Annotated in this window: 14 protein-coding genes; 9 read left to right on the top strand and 5 right to left on the bottom strand. The window is 69.1% G+C overall.

Features of this window, described 5'->3' with window-relative positions; genetic code table 11:
* Positions 1–369: 369 nt before the first annotated feature.
* The 4 genes from IEY55_RS07815 (at position 370) to IEY55_RS07800 (ending at position 13,553) form a co-directional block, all read left to right on the top strand.
* Complete coding sequence (locus tag IEY55_RS07815; protein ID WP_189055487.1) at positions 370–9,915, top strand: polymorphic toxin-type HINT domain-containing protein; 9,546 nt, start codon at positions 370–372, stop codon at positions 9,913–9,915.
* Complete coding sequence (locus tag IEY55_RS07810; RefSeq protein ID WP_189055485.1) at positions 9,899–10,153, top strand: DUF7660 family protein; 255 nt, start codon at positions 9,899–9,901, stop codon at positions 10,151–10,153. The genes IEY55_RS07815 and IEY55_RS07810 overlap by 17 nt, the downstream gene beginning before the upstream one ends.
* Before the next feature lie 45 nt (positions 10,154–10,198).
* Positions 10,199–12,856, top strand: a complete 2,658-nt coding sequence (locus IEY55_RS07805) for a DUF8189 domain-containing protein (protein ID WP_229686162.1) — start codon at positions 10,199–10,201, stop codon at positions 12,854–12,856.
* A 166-nt stretch (positions 12,857–13,022) separates the two neighbouring features.
* A complete protein-coding gene (locus IEY55_RS07800; protein ID WP_229686161.1) occupies positions 13,023–13,553 on the top strand; it encodes a hypothetical protein in 531 nt (176 codons plus the stop codon).
* 136 nt (positions 13,554–13,689) lie between these two features.
* Here IEY55_RS07800 and IEY55_RS07795 read toward each other — a convergent pair whose 3' ends face one another.
* On the bottom strand, positions 13,690–14,262 hold the full coding sequence (locus tag IEY55_RS07795; RefSeq protein WP_189055481.1) for a hemerythrin domain-containing protein: 573 nt from the start codon (positions 14,260–14,262) through the stop codon (positions 13,690–13,692).
* Positions 14,263–14,809: 547 nt separating this feature from the next.
* On the opposite strand from IEY55_RS07795, the gene IEY55_RS07790 reads away from it, so the two are divergent.
* The 3 genes from IEY55_RS07790 to IEY55_RS07780 all read left to right on the top strand — a co-directional run bounded on the left by IEY55_RS07790 (position 14,810) and on the right by IEY55_RS07780 (position 17,662).
* The gene (locus IEY55_RS07790) at positions 14,810–15,607 is read left to right on the top strand and encodes an ABC transporter ATP-binding protein (protein ID WP_189055479.1); all 798 of its coding nucleotides are present in this window, start codon (positions 14,810–14,812) and stop codon (positions 15,605–15,607) included.
* Entirely contained in the window at positions 15,604–16,482 is an 879-nt protein-coding gene (locus IEY55_RS07785) for an ABC transporter permease (protein WP_229686160.1), read from the top strand. The genes IEY55_RS07790 and IEY55_RS07785 overlap by 4 nt, the downstream gene beginning before the upstream one ends.
* Positions 16,483–16,657: 175 nt before the next feature.
* Complete coding sequence (locus IEY55_RS07780) at positions 16,658–17,662, top strand: ABC transporter substrate-binding protein (RefSeq protein WP_229686159.1); 1,005 nt, start codon at positions 16,658–16,660, stop codon at positions 17,660–17,662.
* A gap of 114 nt (positions 17,663–17,776) precedes the next feature.
* On the opposite strand, the gene IEY55_RS07775 is transcribed toward IEY55_RS07780, so the two are convergent.
* On the bottom strand, positions 17,777–19,480 hold the full coding sequence (locus tag IEY55_RS07775; protein WP_189055477.1) for a HEAT repeat domain-containing protein: 1,704 nt from the start codon (positions 19,478–19,480) through the stop codon (positions 17,777–17,779).
* A gap of 444 nt (positions 19,481–19,924) precedes the next feature.
* On the opposite strand from IEY55_RS07775, the gene IEY55_RS07770 reads away from it, so the two are divergent.
* The gene (locus tag IEY55_RS07770; RefSeq protein WP_189055475.1) at positions 19,925–20,860 is read left to right on the top strand and encodes an MBL fold metallo-hydrolase; all 936 of its coding nucleotides are present in this window, start codon (positions 19,925–19,927) and stop codon (positions 20,858–20,860) included.
* 52 nt (positions 20,861–20,912) lie between these two features.
* On the opposite strand, the gene IEY55_RS07765 is transcribed toward IEY55_RS07770, so the two are convergent.
* On the bottom strand, positions 20,913–21,707 hold the full coding sequence (locus IEY55_RS07765) for an Rv1486c family protein (protein WP_189055473.1): 795 nt from the start codon (positions 21,705–21,707) through the stop codon (positions 20,913–20,915).
* Between the two features lie 94 nt (positions 21,708–21,801).
* A complete protein-coding gene (locus tag IEY55_RS07760; protein WP_189055471.1) occupies positions 21,802–22,227 on the bottom strand; it encodes an ATP-binding protein in 426 nt (141 codons plus the stop codon).
* A gap of 467 nt (positions 22,228–22,694) precedes the next feature.
* Between IEY55_RS07760 and IEY55_RS07755 the strand changes: the two genes are divergently transcribed.
* Positions 22,695–23,045, top strand: a complete 351-nt coding sequence (locus IEY55_RS07755) for an STAS domain-containing protein (protein ID WP_229686158.1) — start codon at positions 22,695–22,697, stop codon at positions 23,043–23,045.
* A gap of 80 nt (positions 23,046–23,125) precedes the next feature.
* On the opposite strand, the gene IEY55_RS07750 is transcribed toward IEY55_RS07755, so the two are convergent.
* Positions 23,126–23,593 (bottom strand): MarR family winged helix-turn-helix transcriptional regulator, encoded by a 468-nt coding sequence (locus IEY55_RS07750; protein ID WP_229686157.1) that lies wholly within the window; start codon positions 23,591–23,593, stop codon positions 23,126–23,128.
* Between the last annotated feature and the right edge of the window lie 248 nt (positions 23,594–23,841).

The following is a 23,841-nucleotide window of genomic DNA, read 5'->3' as shown; positions in this document are numbered from 1 at the left end:
TCCGCCGAACGCCGTGCCGGGTGCGGCCGAATGGATGCTCACGGTGGGAACGGGCCTGTGCCAGGCTGACTTTGCTTGTCGCGGAAAACGTCCAGTTGGAGTGACCGTCCAATTGGCATAACTGGGGGCCGCATGGACGCGCTACGCCGGCCCGGACTGCTCTGGGCACCTCGGGTCATACCCGTCTCGCGGGCTGTCGTGTGGCTGTCGACAGTCGTCGTCGGTGCCCTGTTGCTGACCGTTGTCGGTAGTGGGCCGGTGAAGTTCGCGTCGCCAGATGTCGTCGAGCACCAGGCGCGACCTGCTCCCGAACAGCAATGGGGTTCCGCGGCGGGCTCGGAGCACCTGGTCGGGTCATCCGGCAATCGTATGAGACCCAAGACCTTGCGGAGCCAGTTTCCGCTGTGGACCGGCGAGCAACCACCCACTCCGGCAAACCATGCCGAAGTCGCGGATGCGCCAACGCGCGAGCCCACGTTCGACCCCGGGACAAGCGTTGAGCTTCCCGAGCGAAGAAGCTCGCACGAGCGCGTCTACCGCAACGAGGACGGCACCGAGACCACCGAGTTCGCCACCGCGCCCCTGAACTATCGGACCCGGGATGGAACCTGGGAACCGATCGACTCACGCCTGGTGCCCGCAGCCGACGGCTGGCGCAACGCAGCTGACGCCGTCGAGATTCGGCTAGCGGGCCAGGCGAAGGTGAAGGAACTGGTCCGGCTGGGTTTTGACGACTCCCGTGCGGCCGGCTTCGGTCTTGCGGGGGCGGCGGCGGTGGCGGGCAACGCTGACGGCGACACCGTCACCTATCCGGACGTGTTGGGCGGAGTCGACCTCAAGGTTCAAGCCCAGGGCGGGGGCGTCAAGGAGACGCTGGTCCTGCGCTCGCCGGACGTTCCGCACAGCTACGTGTTCCCGCTCTCGTTGTCCGGGCTCGAGGCGAAGATCGTCGGTGGACAGGTGGAGCTCGTCGACTCCAGCGGGCGGCAGCGGGCCGTCATCCCGTCCGGCTTCATGTGGGACGCGAAACCGGATGCCGAGGTCTCCAACGGGGTCAGTTATCGGATCGTGTCCCGTGACGGTGGCCCCGCGTTGGAGGTGCGCCTGGACTCGTCCTGGCTGCGGGACCCCGAACGGCGCTATCCCGTCATGGTCGACCCGAGCGTGGACTCAGCCGGTGCCGACAGCAGCATGGTCGTGCACGGCAACTCCTCCCGCTCGGGGAGCAGTGAGCTGCTTGTTGGCCGCAAGGGTGGTGCTGCGTCAGCGTCCTACCTGAAGTTCAACAAGCTGGTGGGCCGGCTGCGTCACCACACGATCTACGGCGCGCAGCTGCACCTGGTCAACTTCGACTCCGCGTCGTGCCGTGCGCGGCCGGTCACGGTACATCCGGTGACCCAGTCCTGGTCCGTTGGGTCGAACTACTCCTACCCCGGCCCCAGCGTGGGCCGCTCGCTGGCCAGCAAATCCTTCGCCTATGGTTACATCAGGACAGGTCAGTCGCGCTCGGCCTGCCCGGCCAAGGGAACCCTGTTCAACCTCGGAGTCTCTGGCCGCAAGGTGGTCCAGGGGTGGGTGGACGGTAAGCCGAACAACGGGCTGTCCCTGCGCGCCTCCGCCAGCGACTCGAACGCGTGGAAACGGATCGCCGGTTCCGGCACCGCGAACCCGCCGAAGCTGTTCGTCACCCACAGCCCGTACAACGCCAGCTACCGGATCCCCAACCCGGTCCCCGAGCCCCCGGTGCTGCAGAACCAGTCGGGCAAGGTGAAGGTCACCGTCACCAACCGAAGCGCGGAGAAGTGGACCCGGAGAAACTACTACCTCGCCTACCGGGTCTACGACGCCAAGACCGGACGTTCGGTGACCCAACAGCGTTCGGCGAGCCTGCCCGGCGATATCGACCGTAACGCGAAGGTCACCCTGACCGCCGAGATCAAACCGCTGCCACCGGGGAAGTACTTCGTGGACTTCACCATGGTGCGGTCCGGGGGAGTCGTCTTCACCGACCAGCAGGTGCCGCCGGCCCGCATCGTGCTCGAGGTCATCGACATTCCGCCCGTGGTGGAGAAGCTCCACCCACCGAACGGCTATCAGGCGCAGACGTTGACACCGCAGCTGTGGGCGCGTGCGATCGACATCGATGCACCTCCGGGAAGCCAGCTGAAGTACCGGTTCGAGGTCTGCAAGTCCGACGACAACGGCAAGCCGGTCAACTGCTTCCGCTCGGACTACCAAAACAGCCCCGCGTGGACGGTTCCGGCCGAGAAGTTGGTGTGGAGCAGGAACTACCTGTGGCGAGCCTTCGTCAAGGACGCCACCACCGAGGTTCCCTCGCCACAGAGCACCCTCGTCACCGCGGTCCCGCAGCCGGCGCTGACCTCGCGGATCGCAGGTGCGCCCTACGGCAGTGGTGACAAGGAGTTCGATCCCCAGGTAGGCAACTTCACCACGGTCGCGGTGGACGCTCCGGTCGTCACTGTGGGACCCGAACTGTCGGTGGTGCGGACGTACAACAGCCTCGACCCGCGGCGGGAGTCGTTGTTCGGCACCGGTTGGACGACCCGCTACGACATGCGGCTCGCTCCGGATGACGACGGCTCCGGCAACGTCGTGATCAGGTACCCGGACGGGCAGGAGGTTCGGTTTGGCAAGAACCCGGACGGCTCGTTCGCCCCGCCCCAGGGACGCACGGCGTCGCTGGGGCTGGAGGGGGCGAACTGGAAACTGCTCGACAAGTCCGGCATGGCCTACCACTTCGCGTCGTCCGGCCGGCTCACCAAGATCACTGATGCTGCCCTGCGGTCCCTCGTGCTCACCTACGGCACGGACGGGAAGCTCGCCAAGGCCACCGTCTCCAACAGCCAGACCAACAAGTCCGGGCGCTCGCTGCGGTTCGAGTGGTCGGGCGCACACGTGGCGAAGGTGACGACCGACCCGGTGGACGGGTCGCCGCTGAGCTGGACCTACCACTACGAAGGGGACCTGCTGACGAAGGTCTGCACCCCGGGCGGGGCGTGCACGACCTACACCTACGGCTCGGGCTCGCACTACCGCAGCGCGGTGCTGGACGACCGGCCCGAGTCCTACCACCGGCTGGGCGAGGCACAGGGCGACCACGGGGGCAGCGAGGTCGCCGTCAACCTCGGTAAGGACCGCGGCGAGTACAAGAACGTCGCGCTCGGCGCGCCCGGAGCCATCGCGGAGGCCGACGACACCGCTGCCTCCTTCAACGGGACCTCGTCCCTGGTCGACCTGCCGAAGGGCACGCTGAAGAAGAACCGGGACGCCAGCGTCGAACTGTGGTTCAAGAACAACATCACCGGCAGCGGCGGGCCGCTCATCGGCTACCAGGACAAGGCCCTCGACCAAACCTCGGGCAGCGGCATACCGATCCTCTACGTGGGTAACGACGGGAAACTGCGCGGGCAGTTCGCCAACGGTTCGATCGCCCCGATCACCTCCACAGCCCGGGTCAACGACGGCAAGTGGCACCACGCCGTCCTCACCGCCCGGGGCGACACCCAAACCCTCTACCTCGACGGCAAGGCCGTGGGGACGGTGCGCGGCAAGTACGCCGACCTGTCGGCGTTGACCTTCAACCAGGTCGGTGCCGCCTACGCCACCGGGTCGTGGCCGGCGTGGGGAAGTGGCCCGCGATGGTTCTACTCCGGCACCATTGACGAGGTCGCGGTCTACGCGCATCCGCTCGGACCGGGCGCGGTGGCGGCGCATCACCAGCAGGGCCTGCACAAGGCCGACCAACTCACCGAGGTCACCCTGCCCAGCGGCCGGACGGTGGCCCGGGTGGAGTACGACGTTCGGCTCGACCGGGTCAGGGAGTACACCGACCGCAACGGCGGGACCTGGAAGATCGGTGCGCCCATCGTGTACGGCGGGGACACCGACCTGCGGCGCTCGATCGAGGTCCGGGACCCGGCCGACCGGTTCCACCTGTACGAGTACGACGCCCTGGCCGGCCGCATGATCCGGTCCGCGGCGCCCACCGGCCTGGGCATGCGCGAGGAGGATCGGCCCGGCGAGCCGAGCCCCTCGCCGACGCCGACGACCACCCCCACCTGTACCGAGCCCGACCCCGGCGACCCGAAGTTCTGCACCACCGTCCCGGACTCCTCCAAGGGGCCGGTGTTCGACGGCCACTCGCTCGACGGAATGAGCGTTCGGACGTTCTCCTACGACGATCAGGGTTTCCAGAACCTCATCACGGACGAGAACGGCGCCTCGGTCCATCTGACCTATGACAAGCGCGGAAACGTGACCTCGCGCAAGACCTGCCGTACCAAGGAAAAGTGCTACACCGAGTACTACACCTACCCCGCCGAACCGGTCGATCCGTTCGATCCGCGCAGCGACATGCCGACCGAGCACCGGGACGGTAGGTCGGACGGCCCGAACGATAACCGGTTCCGCACCATCTACACATACAGCCGCACCGGAGAGCTGGCGACCCAGACCAACCCCGACGGTGGCATCGTTCGCCACACCTACAGCACCGGCTCGGAGCCGGCCGTCGATGGCGGGGCCACACCACCGGGGTTGGTCCTGCAAACCACGGATCCGCGCGGCGCCCAGACCAAGTACCGCTACTACCAGAACGGTGACCTGGCCCAGGTCACGGAACCTTCCGGCCTGGTCACCAAGTTCTCCTACGACGCACTCGGGCGGAAGACCAAGGAGACCGCCGTCTCCGACAGCTATCCCGACGGTGCGACCACCACCTACACCTACGACGGCCTGTCCCGTCTCACCAGCGTCACGAAGCCGGCAACCACCGACGCGGTCAACGGAACGAAGCACCAGGCCAAGAGCACCAACGGCTACGACGCGGACGGCAACGTGATCCGGGTCGAGGAGACTGACGCGCTCGCTGGCGGCGATGCCCGAGTGACGAGCTTCGAGTACGACGACCACGGTCGGGTCCAACGCCAGGTTGACGCCGAGGGCAATGAGACGAGCTTCGGCTACGACCGGTTCGGGAACAAGACCTCGATGATCGATGCGGAGGGAAACCGCTACGAGTACGGCTACACCGCCCGCAACAAGATTGCCGAGGTGAGGTTGTGGGACTTCAAGAGTGACGCGCCGGCGGAAGGTGATGAGCCCGAGTACCTCGTTCTTAACTCTTACGCCTACGACTTCGCCGGGCGGATGGTTCGGCATACCGACGCGATGGGTCGCCGCCTGGAGTACCGGTACTACGACGACGACAAGCTGCAGAGCGTCACGCTCAAGGACTTCCGCAACCTGGACGGCAGCAAACGGGACTACGTCGTCGAGTCGAACAGCTACGACGGTGCCGGAAACCTGATCAAACAGGTCGCTGGCAACGGCAGCGTGGTCACCGAGCACAGGATCGACCGAGCTGGTCGGGTGGAAAGCACCGTCGTCGACCCCGGTGGGCTGGCTCGTCGTACCGACTTCCGCTACGACCACAACGGCAACGTGCTGCGGGTCAGCCACTCCGGCAAGGCATCCAACGTGCCGTGGCCGGTGTCGACCAACGCCGAGACCGTCGACTACGTGTACGACGCTGCCGGCAACGTCACCAAGGAAACCGTTGTCGCGGGCGCGAGCAACCTGGTGACCTCGCGCACCTATGACCAGCGTGGTCTGCGAACGTCGACAACTGACCCCAGAGGAAACCTCGATGGTGCGGACAAGTCCGCGTTCACCACGACCTTCCGTTACGACGAACTCGGTAGGCAGGTGAGTGCTGTCGGTCCTACCGTGTCGGCGGAAAGCGGCGGGCAGGAACCCAAGACCGTCGAGCCGACGCGGCGGTTCGGGTACAACGCCTTCGATGAACAGGTCGCGGTCAAGGACGAGCTGGGCAACGTCAGCCGGGTGTCCTACGACAAGCTGAGCCGGCCCGTCACGAGCACGGCTCCCAGCTACAAACCACCGGGTACGAGTGATCCCATCACCCCCACGACCCGGACCCGGTACGACGGGCTGGGCAACGCCACGGAGGTCATCGACCCGCGCGGGAACACCACGCGCTACACCTACGACCGGCTCGGACGGATGATCGTCCGCGACGAGCCATCTGCCACGAACGATGAGCGGGCGGTGTGGCGCTACACCTACACGCACACGGGCGAGGTGCTCTCGGTCACCGATCCGACGGGGGCCCGGGCGGAAGCCACCTACGACGACCTCGACCGCAAGATCACCTCGACCCGGGTGGAGCGGCACCCGGTCGCCGACAACTACACGACCCGCTACGAGTACGACGACGCGGGCAACCTGACGGCCGCCATCACACCGAGCGGCGCCAAGACCACCTACACCTACGACGCCGTCGGTGAGCTGATCAAGAGCACGGACGCGGCCGGTACCCCGACTCACTACGGCTACGACTTCCGCGGCCGGCAGGTCCGCATCGCCGACGCGCTCGGCCGTACCTCCCGCCAGGACTTCGATCCGCTCGGCCGGATGACCAGCGAGTCGGACCTGAACCCGGCGGGGGAGACCCTGCGCACCCAGAAGTACGGCTACGACCACACGGGGAACCTCACCTCGTCCACCGACCCGTACGGCCGTCCCACCAAGTACGAGTACGACGCGGCGAACCAGCTCGTGCGGCAGACCGAGCCGGTGTCCGACAGCGAATCCATCACCACGTCGTTCGGCTACGACGCCGCGGGAAATCGCACCCGCTACACCGATGGCCGCGGGAACTCGACCCTCTACACCGTCAACAGCCTGGGGTTGGCCGAGTCCGTGATCGAGCCCGTCACGGCCAAACATCCGAAGGCGGAGGACCGCACGTGGACCGTCGCCTATGACGCGACGGCCAACCCGGTGAAGATGACCGCTCCCGGTGGCGTGAAGCGGTTACGCACCTTCGACGCCGCAGGTCGGATGACGTCCGAGAAAGGCGAGGGCGCAGAGAAACCCACTGCGGACCGCACTTTCGGCTACAACCTGCGCGGCGACCTCATCACCGTGAACGCGCCAAAGGACACCAACAAGTACGTGTACGACGACCGTGGGAACATCCTGTCGGCGGACGGCCCCTCGGGGAAGGCCGGATTCGAGTACAACGTCGACGGTCAGCTCACCGGCCGCACGGACGCTGCCGGCAAGGCCAGCTACGCCTATCGCAACGCACGGCTGGACACGGTGACCGACAGCCTCACCTCGACCGTGCAGCGGTTGGGATACGACGGCGCGGGCCAGCCGAAGACCATCGACTACGGCTCGGGGCGTGTGCGCACCTTCGGCTACGACGACATCGGGCGCATGGCGTCGGACAAGCTCGTGAACGCCACCGGTAACGCGGTGGCTTCCATCGAGTACGGCTACGACGAGAACGACCACCTGACGCGGAAGAACACTTTGGGAACCGCGGGAGCCGGGGAGAACACCTACGGCTACGACCAGGCGGGGCGGCTGACCTCGTGGACCGCCGAGGGGAAGACGACCGAGTACCACTGGGACGCCTCGGGCAACCGGGTACGGGCAGGGGACAAGGAAGCGAGCTTCGACGAGCGGAACCGACTGCGGTCCGACGGGGACTACACCTACGACTACACCCCGCGCGGAACCCTGGCGTCGCGGACGAGTTCCGGGCTCACTGAGCCGTTCTCCTTCGATGCGTTCGATCGGCTCATCGCCCAGGGTGGCACCGCCTACGAGTACGACGGGTTGGACCGGCTTGTGTCGCGTAACGGCACGGCGTTCAGTTACGCGGGCACCTCCGACGAAGTGGTGTCGGACGGAGTGGCGCGCTACGCGCGAGGACCGGCGGACGAACTGTTGGCCGTCGAACAGGACGGCACGCGGCGGCTGACGCTCTCCGACGAGCACGAGGACCTCGTCGCCGGCTTCGACCCTGCCGACACCGCCCTCGCCAGCCTGCCCGACTCCACCGCGTACGACCCCTTCGGCAAGGTCATCGCGAAGCAGGGGGAGCGACGGAACATCGGCTACCAGGGTGACTGGACGGACCAGGACAGCGGCCAGGTCAAGATGGGCGCGCGCTGGTACGACCCGGGAACCGGCCGGTTCAACTCCCGTGACGAGGTGGACTACGTCGCTGGCGAATCGATCCTGGCCAACCGGTACGTCTATGGCGCCGGGGCGCCGCTGGACTACACCGACCCGGATGGGCAGTGGCCGTCGTGCGGCTGGTGCAAGAAGGTCGTGAACAAGGCCGCCAGCGTGGTGAAGTCCAGTGCACGGGCGGTCTACAACGGGGTCCGCAAGGCGGCGAGCTGGGCCTGGTCCGGGGTGAAGAAGGTCGCCCGGAAGATCGCCAGTGCCGCGCGCTGGGTTTACCACAAGGCCAGGGCCGCCGTCCGCTGGGTCGGCAACAAGGTGCGCGCGGCCGCGCGGTGGGTCGGCAGCAAGGTGTCCGCGGCTGTGAACTGGGCCAAGAAGAGAGCGGCAGCGGCACGGAAGGCCGCCATCAGAGCCGCGAAGGCGGTGACCCGGAAGGCGAAACGAGCCGCGGCCTGGGTCGCCAAGCACAACCCGATACGAGTGATCAAGGCGGCGATCAAGCCGTTGTATGCCGGGATCAAGAAGGTGGTGTCGGCCGCGGCCCACCTGCCCGCGAGGGTCGTTGCCACAGTGCGTGACGTGGTCGCCGATGCCACGAAGGCCGTGAAGGTCATCTACAAGAAAGCGGTCGAAGCTGCCGGCACGGTCGTGGAGACGGTGTCCAAGGCGACACAAGCGGTGTCTGAGTTCGTGCAGACACACAAGGCGGCGATTGCGGGCTTCGTGGCCGGAGCAGTGGTCGGCGTCGGGTGCGGGGTCGCCATCGGGTGGACCGGGGTCGGTGCGGTGGCGTGTGGTGCCCTGGCCGGAGCGGTCGGATCGGTGGTGCACGACGTCGTCGAAGGTGGGCACAGCTTGCGGGAGATCGCGGGCAACGCCCTGTTGGGCGGGGTGCTCGGCGGCTTGACCGGTGGGCTGGGAGCCGTTGCCGGGCAGGCACTTCGGGCCGGTGTCGGTGCCCTCGGAGCTGGTTTCCGGTCCGCGGGGCAGAGTGCGTTGGGCGCGGCGCGTGCGGAAGCGGGGAACATCGTTCGCGGTCGGATGAGTGGAGGAGTGACCTCCCGGCTTGGTGGGTGCAACAGCTTCACCGCGAGCACGTCGGTGTTGATGGCCGATGGCACGCGGAAGGCGATCCAGGATGTGCGGGTCGGCGACATGGTGCTGGCCACGGATCCGACGACGGGGCGGACCGAGGCGAAGCCGGTCACAAACCTGATCACCGGGGAGGGCGACAAGACCATCGTCGAGGTCGTCGTCGATGTCGACGGGGACAAGGGCGACGCGACGGCGAAGATCGAGGCGACGGACCAGCACCCGTTCTGGGTGGACGACCAGGGCCGGTGGGTCGACGCGAAGGACCTGCGGCCCGGGAACCTGCTGCGGACCTCGGCCGGGACGTACGTGCAGGTCGTCCAGACCCGGACGCGCTCGGCATACGAGCGGGTCCACAACCTCACGGTCGATGGGGTCCACACCTACTACGTTGCGGCCGAAGCCCCCCAGGCCGCCGCCGCGGATACCCTTGTTCACAACTGCAGGAGCATCGATCCCTTCGAGGTGCGCTTCACACAGGACAGCGCGGGCAAGTTCTTTTCGAGCGGAAACTCGGTCTTCGAGCTGGCCCGGGACCTGAAGGCCGGAGCGGTAGAGGCCGCGAGTATTCCCCCGATCAGATTGGTACAGAATTCTGGCAAGCTTTTCTCGCTGGACAATCGCCGGTTGGCTGCTTTCCAGATGGCCGATGTTCCAGTACCATACCGAATGGCCACGCGGCGTGAAATTGCGCAGAAGTGGGACGATCATTTTACGACCGAGACCGATGGCATCGGAATCGCCATACGTCTCGGCGGTGGGAGAGAGGTGTGGTGGCGTGGAACTCGAGGATAGGGCCGGGAACGTACGTACCCGACAGGACCTCGCGGAGCTGCTCGGCCTGTTGGCCCAGGACTGTGCGCAACACGGTGATGAATGGGAGAACCCTACCCTCGAGCGCTACCTGGAAGCCATGGCGGCATGGGTCGCGAGCATGGCCAGCCTGTATCGAAACCGAGGCCAAGAGCCTCCCGAGTCTCCCTCGTGGGAACTGTGCGCCCGTATGTTGCTGGCAGCGCGAAACTACGAGTAGGGCCACTTTGTGTTCTGGTTGCGGGGTCGAGTGGGAGTTGTTCCAATGAAAAGACGTTTTCAAGGCCGCCTGTTGGTCGCCGTGGTCGCTGCGCCGGCGACAGTAGCTGGCAGTCTCCTTGCCGCAACGCCGGCTTCGGCAAAACAGGAGCCGGCGGTCAGTGGCTGTCCCGCGGCCAACTCGTATGCCCACCACATCCTCGCTCCGGGCCAGGTGAGTGGGGGCGGCTTCGCCTCGGGTGCCAGGTTCGGCGAAGCCGTGGCCATCGGTGACTTCAACAAGGACGGCTACGCCGACGTCGCCGTGGGCGCGCCGAACGACACCGTCAACGGCGCCGCGTCGGGTGCCGTATACGTCTACCTCGGTTCTGCCAACGGGCTTCAGCCCGGGGTCCGCCTCATCCAGCGCGACATCGGTGCCGGCGACGAGGCCGGTGACCGCTTCGGCGCCTCGCTGGCGGCCGGTGATTTCAACAAGGACGGCTACGCCGACCTGGCCGTCGGGATCCCCGGCGAAGCGGTCGGCTCCGAGGCGAAGGCGGGGGCCATCGCCGTCTTCCCGGGTTCGTCCTCCGGGCTGGCCAAGGGCAAGTGGTTCGGCCAGACGGTTGGCGGCGGCTCGGACGAGGCCGGCGACCGCTTTGGCACCGCGCTCGCTGCCGGCGACCTCAATGGCGACGGCTATGACGACCTCGCCATCGGCGTGCCCGGTGAGATCCCAGGCGACAAGAAGAAGCGCGGTGGCGGCGTCTACATCTACAAGGGCTCGTCCAGCGGCGTGGGCAAGGGCTGGTCGGCCATCCAGGAGGACGCGAACGGCACCACCGAGGACGGCGACCAGTTCGGCGCGGCCCTGGCCATCGGCAACGTGACCGGCAGCAGGCATGCCGACCTCGTCGTCGGTGCACCCGGTGAAGCCGTCGGCTCCAACCCCGCGAACGGCGGCGCCATCTACGTCGTGCCCGGCGCGTCCGGCGGCAAGTCCAAAGGTTTCCGTCGTTTCCAGAGCGACGCCAAGGGCGCCAACGAAGCCAACGACCGGTTCGGCGCCGCGGTCGCGGTAGGCAACTTCGACAAGGACGGCTACGCCGATGTCGCGGCCGGCGTCCCCGGTGAGGCACCGGGAAGCCTGCCCGCGGGCGGCTCACTTCTGATCTTCCCCGGCGCCTCCAAGGAACTCGCCGAGGGCTACTGGGTCCAGGAGCACTACACCGGCGAGACCCTTGAGGCGGGCGACCGGTTCGGTCACGCGCTGGCGGCCAGCGACGTGGACAAGGACGGCTACGCGGACCTGCTCGTTGGCACGCCCGGAAAGTCCTACGGCACGGTCAAGGGCGCCGGCGCCGTCTACCTGTTCCGTGGTGGCCCACGCGAGACGGACTCCACCCGGAGCCTGAGGCACGGCAGGCGTATCGCGCAGTTCGACGTGGGTGAGCGCAACGAGGGCGGCGACGCCTTCGGCTCGTCCCTCGCCATGGGCGACATCAACGGTGACGGCAAGATGGACGCTGCGGTCGGCTCCGTCGGCGAGGCAACCACAGGAAAGCCGCGGTCCGGCACGGCGACGGCCCTCACCAAGCTCGCCCGGCCCATCAGGTCCGACGTGGCGGTCGAGCAGTTCTCCCGCACCAGCGCAATGCAGGCATCCCCGTTGCCGGGTGCGGCGGCCGGCACGCTCGAATACGCCTACACCGACAACATCGGCCGGCTGCTGCACGGTCACCAGCCCGACCCGGACAACGTCAACTCCGTGCGGTGGACTGTGATCTCGGAGAACGAGGCGTTCACCGGCCAACCGGCCCTCACCGAGCAGGCCGACGGCAAGCTGCAGATCTTCGGGCACAACGCGACCGGACCCATGTGGACGCGGACGCAAGCGACGAAGAACCCACCGGAATGGGCTTCGTGGTCACCGGTCGAAGGTGCCATGGCCGCACACGCCACAACCGCACGCCAAGAAGACGGTGCCGTTGTCGCGTTCGCCAGCGACGCGGACGGCGTGCTGTGGGCGTTGCCACAGGGTGGCGCGAACGGTTCCTACACCTCCTGGCTCAGCCTCGGGTTGGCCGGCTTTGGCGGCACGCTGACGGCGGTCCCGGTCAGCGGCGGAATCCAGGTGTTCGGACTGGGCTCTGACGGCACGCTGCGGACCGTGCGGTACGCCGACCGAACGCTGTCGGACTGCACGGTGCTGAGTGACCCGGGACTGACCGGCATTCCCGCCGTAGTGGTGTATCCGGGCAGCAAGATCCAGGTCTTCGTCCGGGGTGGGGACGGCTCGATCCTGACCAAGAAGCAGGACGACACCGGGAGCTTCCCGCAGACATGGGACCGGGTCGGGACCTTCACCGCCGCGGGATCGCCCTCGGCACTCATCAGCCCGGCCTCGGGCAAGGTCGAGGTTGTTGCGCGCGGTACCGACGGCGGGATCTACAGCACCGGCGAGACCGTGCAGGGCTCCGGCGAGTGGCGCGACTGGTCCAAGATCACGTTCGACTTCGACAAGGCCGCCACGGACCCCACCGCGTTCGCCTACGCCAACGCGAACGGGCCCACGTGGGCATTCGTGTTCCGCAACAGTGACAACCAGAGCCGGCTCTACAACGTCACCAGCTCGTTCGGCGCGGCGATGACGATGACGCGCGGAGCGGCGCGGGAAGGAGAAGCGTTCACCGCGGTGACACTGCCAACGCCCGCGAACTGAGCGTCCGCTCCCGGGTCCGAAGCAGGGTCGGTGCCGGCAGGCGAGGGGCCTGCATCACAGCATCCTTTATGTGATCTTGGTGGGAAGGTAGCGTCGCCTAACTAACACCTGAATGGGTGTCGGTGGCGGTTGCCCGGTGTGATGGCGTCGCCACTGCGAGGTTGGAATGAGGTTCGTCGTGGCTGGTGACCTCGCCCCGGTGATCGCGGCCACAACACAATGGCTGGTCCGTGCCTACCCGGGCGTCGGCGGGAGCTTCAGCGCCACGCTCGTCAAGGTTCAGGCCCGGCAGGCCGTGACGGTGGCCGCGTGGCTGCGTTACCCCACCGCGCTCGACGCGGCGTTCCTGGACATGATGGGTCCGGGCGGCGCCGCGCGGCTGGACGGCGTCGTTGGTGGCGACGAGCCGGAGTCCGGCGAGGACACCTGGCGGAGCTGGGTCGACGAGGTCGTGGTCAGCTGGGCGGCCTGCCTGCTCGCCGACCCCGCCCTCGCGGCCACCGCGGTCGAGGCGCTGGCCGACACCGACCACGCCGGCGACCTGGAGCGGGACTTCCGTCGCCTGACCGAACCCGACCGGCGCGATCTGGAGGCGGCGGTGCTGCTCCGGCACCCCGACCTGCTGGCACCGATCGCGGATCTGCACCGCGCGGAGCTGCTCGCCTGCCTGAACTCCGACAGCGCCGACGCCGCCTGAGACCGGGAGCCCCTTGCGTCGAGCGGGTCGGCGCCAGCGCCAAGCGCGGTAACTGATGCTGCTGGTGACGCCGCCTGGTGCCGGAGATGCGTCGGGGGCGGACCGAGACCGCCCCCGACACATCCGGCCGGATCCGTCAGTCGTCCCGGTTCGACTGCCGCCAGTCGCGGACGGCGTCCCGGACCCGGTCGAACACCGCCATCGGCGGCCCGGCGAGCAGCTGTGCCATGGCCGACTCACCAACGCCCGGGTGCGGACGGGTCGGCGCGGTCGCCTCGGCGGCGCGGATCGCGCCCGCCATTCGGCGGCGCTGGTCGGCGGTGAGGTTCTGCCGCAGCTGCGGGAACTCCTGGTTCTCTTCGTGGGTGGCGTGGTCGATGACGTCCTTGGCCAGCGCCCGGAGCTTGCCGTCGAACTCGGGGTGGTCCACGCCGAGCTCGTACAGTTCGGCGAGCGCCTCCTTGGCCTCGTTCTCCTCGCGCAGCCGGTCGTCCACCACGGTCTCGCCGTTCTGGATGCGTCGGCGGGCGATCGGGTGGACGACCTCCTCCTCGGCGCTTTCGTGCACCGCGAGCAGCCGGACGAGGTCCTCGAAGAGCTCGCGTTTCCGGTCTCCCTGCGCGGTCGAAAGCTGGCTGAAAAGATTCTTGATCTCGTTGTGCTGCTCCAGAAGCAGCTCAACCACGTCCTGTTCTTGTGCGGTAGTCACGCGTCACCTCCCGTTGTCGGGCAGCGGGCTAGGCCATGGCTTCCCTCGAACGGCCGCACGCATGCATGTACCCGTGACCACCTCCGGGTGAAACGGGTGGAACCTTGGGTTCGTCGATCGCGCAGCGAGCATTTATTTTGGCGCTGTAGCTTCAGTGTCAATTAAAGCAACTCCGACCGACGAGGAGCCACGGCGCCACGTTCGGCCAGGACAGACACCCGCCCGTCCAGGCCGAGAGCCGCAACAGGGCAACTGGCCATAGGGTGCGAGGCCCTGTCGGCGCCCGCAGGGCGCCAAGCAAGTGGGCACCCGCACCAGCTGGGGGCCGCACGGACAGGAAACAACGAGCGGGGTTCATGCGGCCTGGCCTTGTGTCAGGCCATCGGGGCAAAGCCCTGCTTATCAATTCCGCAGGCTGGTCGATTCTGGTGATGAATAGATCCCTGGGCGGATCGGTCGCCTGCTGGCTCGGTACGTTCGCATGGTGGGGCGGGAGCCGTGGCGTCCGCTCATCCGGGCAGGTCCACACGAATGGGACGGACGGTTCATGCAGCGGACCCACGCGACCTCGGACACGAGGACGGCGTTCGCCGCACATCAGGTGTCGAAGCTGTTCTTCGGTGGTGACGGGCCACTGTGGGCGCTGCGCGACATGTCCTTGCACGTGGCGGGAGGCTCCTTCACCTGCATCGTGGGGCCGTCGGGCTGCGGCAAGTCGACGCTGCTGCGCATTCTTGCGGGCCTGGAGGAGGCCAGCAGCGGCGAGGTGGTGCGCCCCGAGGACGACGGCGCGCATCCCGCGACGGCGTTCGTGTTCCAGGATTCCGGCGTGCTCCCGTGGCTGACGGTGCTCGACAACGTTCTGTTCGGGCTGCCTCCCGGCAACCGCCGGGAACGGGTCGCGGTGGCACGCGAGTGGCTGGCACGCACCGGTCTGTCCGGCTTCGAGAGCGCCTACCCGCATCAACTATCCGGTGGTATGCGCCAGCGCGTCGCCATCTCCCGGGCTTTCGCGACCGGCTCGCCCTGCCTGCTGATGGATGAGCCGCTGGGCGCGCTGGACGCGCAGACCCGGATGCTGATGCAGGAGGAGCTGCTCGCGCTGTGTGAGGCCGAGCGCAAGACGGTCGTGTTCGTGACCCATTCCCTGGAGGAGGCGTTGTTGCTCGGCGACCGCGTCATCCTCGTGTCCGCCCGGCCGGGTCGCGTCCGCACCGAGGTCGAGGTGCCGTTCGATCGCCCGCGCAGCCCGGACGTGCAGCACCACGCGGAGTTCGTCGACCTGCGGTTCCATCTCTGGGACGTGCTGCGGGACGAGGTCGGGACGGAGCGGGCGGAAGCGTGAAACAGTACGTGGAGCGCACGGTCGACGCCCTGGGCGAGGAGGTCGTGCGGGCGGAGACCCGGCGCCGCCGCTGGCTGCGGCGGCGAGACGTGGTGCTGGCGGTGTTGACCCCGACCCTGGCCTTGCTGGCGTGGCAGTGGGCCGCGTCCGTCGATGTCATCGACGCGCGAACCTTCCCACCGCCAACCCGTACGTTGACCAAGGCCGTCGAGATGATCGGCTCCGGGGAACTGCCCAGGGATCTGCTCGCGACCGTGTTGCGGCTGCTCGGCGGCTACCTCCCGGCGGCGGCAGCGGGCATCCTGGTCGGACTGGCGATGGGAAGCTGGCGTGCGCTCGGCGCGGCACTCGGTCCGCTGTTCGCCGCGCTCTACGCGCTGCCGAAGATCGCGGTGTTGCCGCTGCTGCTCCTGGTGTTCGGGCTCGGCGACACACCGCGGATCCTCGCGGTCGCCATCACGGTCTTCTTCGTCACCCAGATCAACGCCCAGTCCGCGGTCCGCCAGATCGACCCGCGCACGATGGAGCTGGCCCGCGCCTACCGGGTGCGGGGCTGGCGACGGCTGTGCCTGGTCCTGGTCCCGGCCAGCCTGCCGCAGATGTTCACCGGGCTGCGGGTGGCCGTCGGGCTCGGCGTGGTGGTGACGATCGCGGTCGAGTTCGTGGCGGCTGATGAGGGGATCGGCTACCTGATCTGGAACTCCTGGCAGCTGTTCCAGCCGGAACGCATGTACGTCGGGCTGATGGCCGCAGCGCTGCTGGGGGCGACGCTGACCGGCGTCGTCTCGGCGTTCGGCTGGCTGGTGATGCCGTGGCGGCGCCAGCCGGCGACCGGCCGGCCCCGCCAGTCGAGGAACGGGGAGACCGCACTGTGACCTCCCGTAGCGCACAACCGGGACCCTCGCTCTCACGGGCCACGGTTCGGGCTCCACAGCCGGTGGCCGCCCGAGCGGCCTCGGACGATCCCGAACGAGCCCAAGAAGCACTTGCACCCAACACGAGTCCGATTACCCCGGGCCGAACGCCCGGCGCAACCACGGAGGTTCACCGGTGACAACGCACTCCCGGAGGCGGTTTCTCGGTGTCGTCGCCGTGTCGGCGGCGCTGGCGCTCACCGGCTGCTCCGACGGCGGCCAGCAGGCAGCATCGAACACCCCGGTGACGGTGGCGCACGTGCCGTCCACCCTGTTCGCCCCGCTGTACGTGGCCCAGGACAAGGGGTACTTCACGGACGAGGGGCTGTCGGTCGAACTGCGGAAGGTGAAGTCCGGCCAGGACGCGGTGGGTCCGGCCGCCGGCGGCAAGCTCGACGTCGTGGTGGCCGGGTTCTCCGCCGGGTTGTTCAGCGCCATCGCCAGCGGCCTGGACCTGAAGGTGGTCGGGTCCATGGGCGTGGCGCCCGGTGACCCGAAGGCCTCGCCCAGCGCGCTCGAAGTGTCGACCCGGCTCGGTGACATCTCCTCGCCCGCCGACCTGCGCGGCCGGAAGGTGGCGGTCGCCGGTGGCCCGGGCGCGGCGGGCGGCTTCCAGCTGGCCACCGTGCTGCGCCCGGCCGGGCTGTCGCTCACCGATGTCGAGGTGGTCAACCTCGGCAACCCGGACATGCAGGCCGCTCTGGCCAACGGCAGCGTGGACGCGGCCCTGGTGGCTGCCCCCTTCACCACCAAGATGGAGAAGGCGGGCGTGGCCAAACCGCTGGCCGTCCCACCCAAGGGCGCCTCCGCCACCGGTGTGATCTACGGCGGGGCGTTCGCGAAGAGCCAGGCCGCCCAGAAGTTCTTCAACGCTCTGGTACGGGCAAGTCGTGACCTGCAGGGCGAGGGGGCGCGATCCGAGGAGACCCTGCAGATCCTCGCGCGGGCAACGGGACAGGACGTCGCGGTGCTCAGGGACGTCCCCTCCTACACCTGGCAGCCCGACCTCGCCCCGCTCACCGACCAGCTCGCGAAGCAGGAGCAGGTCTACCGCGACGCGGACCTCATGAAGGACGCCAAGCCGCTCAGCACGGACTCCTACGTCGACACCGCCTTCGCGCGGAAAGCCGCCGGGAAGTGACCATCCCGGGGGTGAACCTCGGCGACCGACACCGGAACAACTCGGCCCAGCCAAGCCAGGTTGGTTGATCGGGCCGGTGCGTCACGTGTCCTCGCGAGGAATGCGGCCCACAACTCACCCCGACGCCGACTCACCGGCACGCCGGTCCAGCTCGGCACGTGCGAGCTGGCAGATCCCGGTCCAGCTCACGTCCTTGATCCGGTACGCCCAGGTCGGCTCGACACCCAGGTCCGAGTCGCCGGCTTCCAGCAGTTCGTCGGTGCGGTAGGAGGTCGTGCTGTCCGGCAGCTCGGCGAAGAACACCAGATCGTCCTGGGACAACTCGCCCGCGACCTGGCCGAGGATGTCCTTCAACCTGGGCCGCACCACACCGTCCAGCCAGGCGAACGGATCGAAAGCAGGATCCTCGGAAGCGGTGAAACGCTTGGTGGACTCGACAATGCGACGCAACGCCGCAGGATGAACGAGGCGAAGCACGAGCGTGATCGCCCTGGGAGAACGGTAACACGCACCGAGCAGAGCGCCGCGCACAGTTTCGGGCAACCGTTCCGCCGGCAACTCGTCGAGCGCCGCGGCGGCCGCATCCACCTTATGGGCGTCCACATGGGACAACACCGTGGTGAGCGCGTCAACCGCAGCATCATCGTGCTGTGCGTGCTTGGCCAGGAGTGCGGCGGCCTCCCGCGCAACCGGAAGGCTTGCGCGGGCCAGGACCAGCGAGAGCAGTTCGACGGCACGACCACCCGCACATTCGTCCAGCGTCCGAACCGCCGTGACCGCGACCTCGGTGTCCGGGTGGTCGCTTGCCTTGGCCAGCGCCTCGATTGCAGCCTGGCCGCGGGTCCGCCCCAGCGCCGACACCACGGCGAGCATGATCGCCTGCCGCTGTTCGGCGCCGATCCGACCGTCCCGGGCGTGCAGCAGCTCGGCGAGCAAACTGACCGCACCCGGGTCGCGCAGCTCCCCGAGCGCCTCGACCAGTGTGAGGATCACCTCGGACGAGCGGTGCAGGCCGTGGCTGTCGTAGCCCAGCCACGCTCCCTCGTCCTTGCGACCCAGCTCCCGGCGCAGTGCCGCGGTGAGCAGGGACAGCTTCTCCGGATGCGGAGCGCGCCGCAGCCCCTCGGCCGCGTACAGCCGGCGCTCGCACGTCGTGGAAACCCGGAACGCGTCGACGAGGACGCTCCAGGCGCGCTCGTCGTCGGCGAAGTCGCCGAGCAGGCTGAGCGCGGCCACCGCCCGTTCGTCCTGCGCCACCCGGGCCAGTTGGGCGACGGCCTGCAGCTCGTGCAGGGCCTTCACACAGCGGGCGTCGAAGTCGTCCCGCTCCTCGAAGATCCGCATCACCAGATCCGGCGCGAACGGGCCGCCGGCCTCCGCGGCGAGGTGCAGCGCGCTCTGGTACAGGCTGCGGACCCGCGGCTCGACCTCGGCGACGTCCTTCTCCGGCTCGTAGCTGACCTTCCCGCCGGCACGCAGCTCCTGCAGGTGGCGTTCCTCCCGCAGCTCGGCCATCCAGCGGTCCCACTCGGTCAGGACGCTGTCGAGCAACGTGGACAGGGCCGGCACCGCACGGGGATCGGCGAGCCTGCGCAGCGAGGCCGCGGCCGCCACCCGGACATCCAGGGAGGAGTCCTCCAGCGCGGCGATCAGCGGCTCGACCGCCCGCGCGTCGCCGATCGTGCCCAGGGCGGCCGCGGCGAGCTGGCGGACCCGCCGGTCGTGCGGATAGGCCAGCGCGGTGACCAGCCCCTCGACATCGCCGGCGCGTTCCATCTTGCTGACGCTCGGCGGCCACAGCCGCCCGAGGATCCCCATCGACCGCTCCCTTGCGTCGTGGGCCAACACGGCAGGCGGGACGTGTCCGCGCCTCGGTCGCAGCGGTGCGGTGTCCGTCCCCGCCTCGTCGGGTTCATGGTCGTGCGCCCGGCAGGGGATCAGAAAGCGCCGGAGGCGCGAGTCGTTCCCTCAGCTCGCGCATATCCCACGATCGGGGTGCTCAACCAGGCGAGCGGAGCAACGGGGACGGACCTGCGGGCGCCCCGGAAGCAGTCCGGATGACTGATGGCACGTATCCCGGGCTCACCGGGTCGGGGTAGTTCACCGGAGTAGCCAGGATTCCCCTTTTCCCCGGTGTACCAGCCTCGTGCGTCAGGGTCGCCGGGCGCAGGGCTTGGCATGATCGCACCGCGGTGCCGCCGAGCACACCGTGCGGAGCAGCAGCGCGGACGGAGACAATCGGTGCCCGACCGAGGGGGACTCATGAGCACACCGCGGGACGAGGTGGAACCCACACCACGGCTGGTCGAGCTGAGCGGAGGGATCTACGCCTACGTCCAGCCGGACGGAGGCTGGTACGTCAACAACGCCGGCCTGATCGTGGGCAGCCGCGGCGCGGTCAGCATCGACACCTGCGCCACCGAGCGCCGCACGCGCGCCTACCAGCACGCGATCGCCACCGTTACCGACCAGCCCGTGCGTACCGTGGTCAACACCCACCACCACGGCGACCACACCTACGGCAACTACCTGTTCCGCCAAGCCACGATCATTGCGCACGAGCGATGTCGGGACGCGGCCCTCGAACTCGGCCTGCCGGGAGACCACCCGTCCTGGACCACCGAGGTGGAGTGGGGAGACCTCGAGCTGGAGCCGCCCTTCCTCGGTTACCGCGACGGCGTCACGCTCCGCCTCGACGACCTGCGATGCGAGGTGCGCTACGTGGGTACGCCCGCGCACACCACCAACGACTCCATCGTCTGGATCCCCGACCGCGAAGTGCTGTTCGCGGGCGATCTGATCTTTCACGGCGGCACGCCGTTCCTGCTCCAGGGTTCCCTCAGCGGCGCGACCCGGGTCCTGGACGAGGTGCTCAAGCCACTGGGCGCCCGCGTCATCGTGCCCGGACACGGGGAGGTCTGCGGCCCCGAGGCCATCGACGAGACACTGGCCTACCTGCGCTTCCTGCGCCGGACCGCCGAGGAGGGCCGGCGGGCCCGGCTGACCCCGCTGGCGGCGGCCCGGCAGGCCGACCTGGGACCGTTCGCCGCCCTGCGCGAGCCCGAGCGCCTCGCCGCCAACCTCCACCGGGCCTACGCCGAGCTGGACGGGGCGGAGCCGGGAGCGCCGATCGATCTTCCGGCCGCGATCCTGGACATGGTCACCTACCACGGCGGGTTGCTGCCCTCCCGCGCCTGACGGTGTCGCCCGACCGGGGCCGGCCAGGTCCGCCCGGGTCGACCCGCTCGCGCTAGCGGCGGCCCGCCGAGTGGGCGAACGCGCGCACGGCCTCGTCCACCGCCGCGCGGCGCGCCAACCGCACCGCGTCGGCCAGCGGCCGGAGCGCCTCCCTCCGCCCCCGCATGGCAGAGGCGGACACCGCTGCGCCGTCCCCGTCACCGAGGGCGGCGGCCACGATCGCCTCGAGCTCACCGGCGCGCGACAAGACCCGAACCGCGCGCGCCGGGGCGCCTTCCGGCCATCGCATGCGCGGCTGATTCCGCAGCGCGGCCTCGATCTCGCCACGCACCCCCGGCCGGTCCCGGCCAACATCCAGGGCCGCCAGTGTGGCGGCTGCGGTCCGCATCGCCTCGGCCATGCGGTGCTCGGCCTCCCCGAGCGGCACATGCTCCGGCGGGGGCGGGAACGGCGGCAGGGCGAAGACCGTCCAGCGCAGCACCCCGTCCGCGACCGCCTCCGGCACCACGGCCACGCCCGCGTCGGGCAGCACCGCGGCTTCGCCGGCGCGCAGTGCCGCAGCGGTCAGCTCGTGAACCCCGCCCAGACCGCGCACGTCACCGGCGACCGGCAGCACGAGGTGCCCCACGCCGGCCCCGGCCCGCCGTAGTGCGGCGAGGAGCAGAGCGGGGGAGACGGGGCGGTCACCGGCCACCGGAAGGTCCAGCTGGCCAGCGGTGGCGTCGTCAGCCACCACCTCGTGGGCCTCGGCCCACGGGTTCAGGGCGTCGAGCGCGTCGTCGGCCGCGGCCGCACCGTGCAGCCACGCCGACGTCCACACCACCAGGGTTGCGCTGGGACAGGGCACGTCGCCCGAGGTTACGTGGCGGGCTGTCGCCTGTCCGCACCTCGTGGCAACTCACACGTCAGGGGTGCCCCCGCGAACTCCGCCGGGAAGTCGCTTACCTCGATGAGCTCTCCAGCGTCAGCTCCGCCCAGACGGTCTTGCCCTCCGGCGTGGAGGTCACACCCCATCGGCTCGACAGATGGTCGACGATGATCAGACCCCGACCTCCGGTGCTGCGTGGATCCGGGTCGCGCAGCACCGGCTGGGCGCTGGACCGGTCCGCCACCTCGATGCGGAGCCTGCCTACTCGGTCGTCGACCACCAGCCGCAGCTCGCGGGCACGCACGGTGTGCGCGTAGGCGTTGGAGACGAGCTCGGTGGCCACGAGCTGGGCGTCGTCACGCACCTCCGCGGACGTCGGTGGGAGCTGCTCCCGCAACCACTGCCGGACTCGGTACAGCGGCGGGCCGGTGCCGTCGAGGGCAAGCCGTAACGCCCGCGCGCCGTTTCGCACATCCCCGGACGCACCCGTGTCGGTCACGATGGCTACCTCCACTGGCCTCGACCAACCCCGGCTGCGCGTGCGTCCGGAGCGCCTGCGATCCCTTGCCGCGCCCCGGATTCAACGGTTGGAACCGGGGAACGCGTGCTGCCACCGAACGGGGACAGCGGAGCACACCTGTTGCGCAGCGTTCCACAGCAGTTGTGCGCATGCGCCGAACCGGGCTCTTCGCTATCCGGTCCTACACCATTCCCACCCCCAACGGCGGACCCTCCGGCCCGGTCGATAGAAAACGGAAACCGAGGCGGCGCAAGCCCGGTCCTCCGACGCGGTGGCACGCTTGGGCGACCTGCCGGGCGGGACTGGATGGCGTACGGTCGGTGCCACGGCGTGCTTCACGGGCACCCCGGCGCTGCTCGGCCCGCCACACCGGCCGCCGAGGGCGCGGCACGGGTTGGCCCGGCGAGTGGGTCACCAACCCGACGGCCAGGGAGGCGAGCGACCGAGTGGGCGAGGACACCAACCGGACGACCCCCGGGGTGGCACATGGCCGGGTCACGGGCACCGAGGCGATGATCGTCCTCCGGGGCGAGGTCGACCTGGGTAGTGCCCCGCAACTGGACAACGAGGTTGCCCGGGCGTTCGACGCCGGCGCACGGCGTATCGTCGTCGACTTCGCCGCCGTGACGTTCTTCGACTCCGCGTGCCTGAGCGCGTTGGTCCGAGCCAAGGAAGCGGCGCAGGCACGCGGCGGCGACGTGGTGCTACGCAACGTCGACCGTTACGCCAGGCGCATCCTGGACATCACCGGCTTGAGCGAGATGTTCGTGGTAGACGGCGGGCAGCCGGCGAAGTGATCCCGGCCGCGGTCGGAACTACACACCGACCACGGCGCTCACCCGCCAACGCCGTACGTGCCGGGACCCGCTGGGACGCGCTACGCCGGCTTCTCCCGTAGTGACCCCACCACGCCCGCGGCGGCTCCGAACTCGCGTAGTCCGCACAGCAACGCGCGCTGTCCTTCGGGCGTCATCCGGCCGAGCACCGTGCCCAGGTCGACGCGGCGGGCTTCTTCCAACTCCGCCAGCAGCCGACGCGCCTCGGGCGTGAGCCGGAGCAACACCTCGCGCCGGTCGGCGGTTCCGGAGTGCCGGGTGATGAGCCCGGCGGCCTGCAGGCGGTCGCACAACCGGCTGGTGGAGGAGGCGATCGCACCGATCTCCTCGCCCAGCCTGCGCAGGTTGATCACGCCGTGCCGGGCGATGGTGAGCAACGCGCGCAGCTGGGGTGCCGACACCCGGGGGTGCACCTGCTCCGCGGCCCGTCCCCATACCAGCAACAGTGGTTCGAGGGCCGCCTCGACCGAGGCCACGACGTCAGCCGGATGACGGTCGCGATGCCGCACCAACGCGCTACCTCGCTCACCGTGTCGCCCTGGTCCGATGCGATGTTCGTCCATGCTGACGTCGATGGCCGGCGTGAGGCAAGGGCTCTGCGCGTCACAACGGGGCACCACGCTGGGCCAACCGGGCGACAATCCCCGCGTGGGTGGGGTTGTCGTGGCTGGTAGCCGGGCCTCAGCGCCCGGCTGTCGATGCACTCGTCATCCCGGACTCCGGTTTGCCCGGTGCCGGGGTGTCAGCCGCCGGCGGC

It is taken from the genome of Longimycelium tulufanense, from assembly GCF_014645795.1.
In the GTDB taxonomy this organism is placed as follows: domain Bacteria; phylum Actinomycetota; class Actinomycetes; order Mycobacteriales; family Pseudonocardiaceae; genus Longimycelium; species Longimycelium tulufanense.
Note: the sequence above shows the minus strand (reverse complement) of the source record. Positions and strands in the feature narration are given on the sequence as shown.

Bases quoted from the DNA above. Each gene is read 5' to 3' on its own strand.
- IEY55_RS07775 (WP_189055477.1), bottom strand. From the start codon at position 19,480: ATGGGGATCCTCGGGCGGCTGTGGCCGCCGAGCGTCAGCAAGATGGAA.
- IEY55_RS07790 (WP_189055479.1), top strand. From the start codon at position 14,810: ATGCAGCGGACCCACGCGACCTCGGACACGAGGACGGCGTTCGCCGCA.
- IEY55_RS07770 (WP_189055475.1), top strand. From the start codon at position 19,925: ATGAGCACACCGCGGGACGAGGTGGAACCCACACCACGGCTGGTCGAG.
- IEY55_RS07815 (WP_189055487.1), top strand. From the start codon at position 370: ATGAGACCCAAGACCTTGCGGAGCCAGTTTCCGCTGTGGACCGGCGAG.
- IEY55_RS07805 (WP_229686162.1), top strand. From the start codon at position 10,199: ATGAAAAGACGTTTTCAAGGCCGCCTGTTGGTCGCCGTGGTCGCTGCG.
- IEY55_RS07800 (WP_229686161.1), top strand. From the start codon at position 13,023: ATGAGGTTCGTCGTGGCTGGTGACCTCGCCCCGGTGATCGCGGCCACA.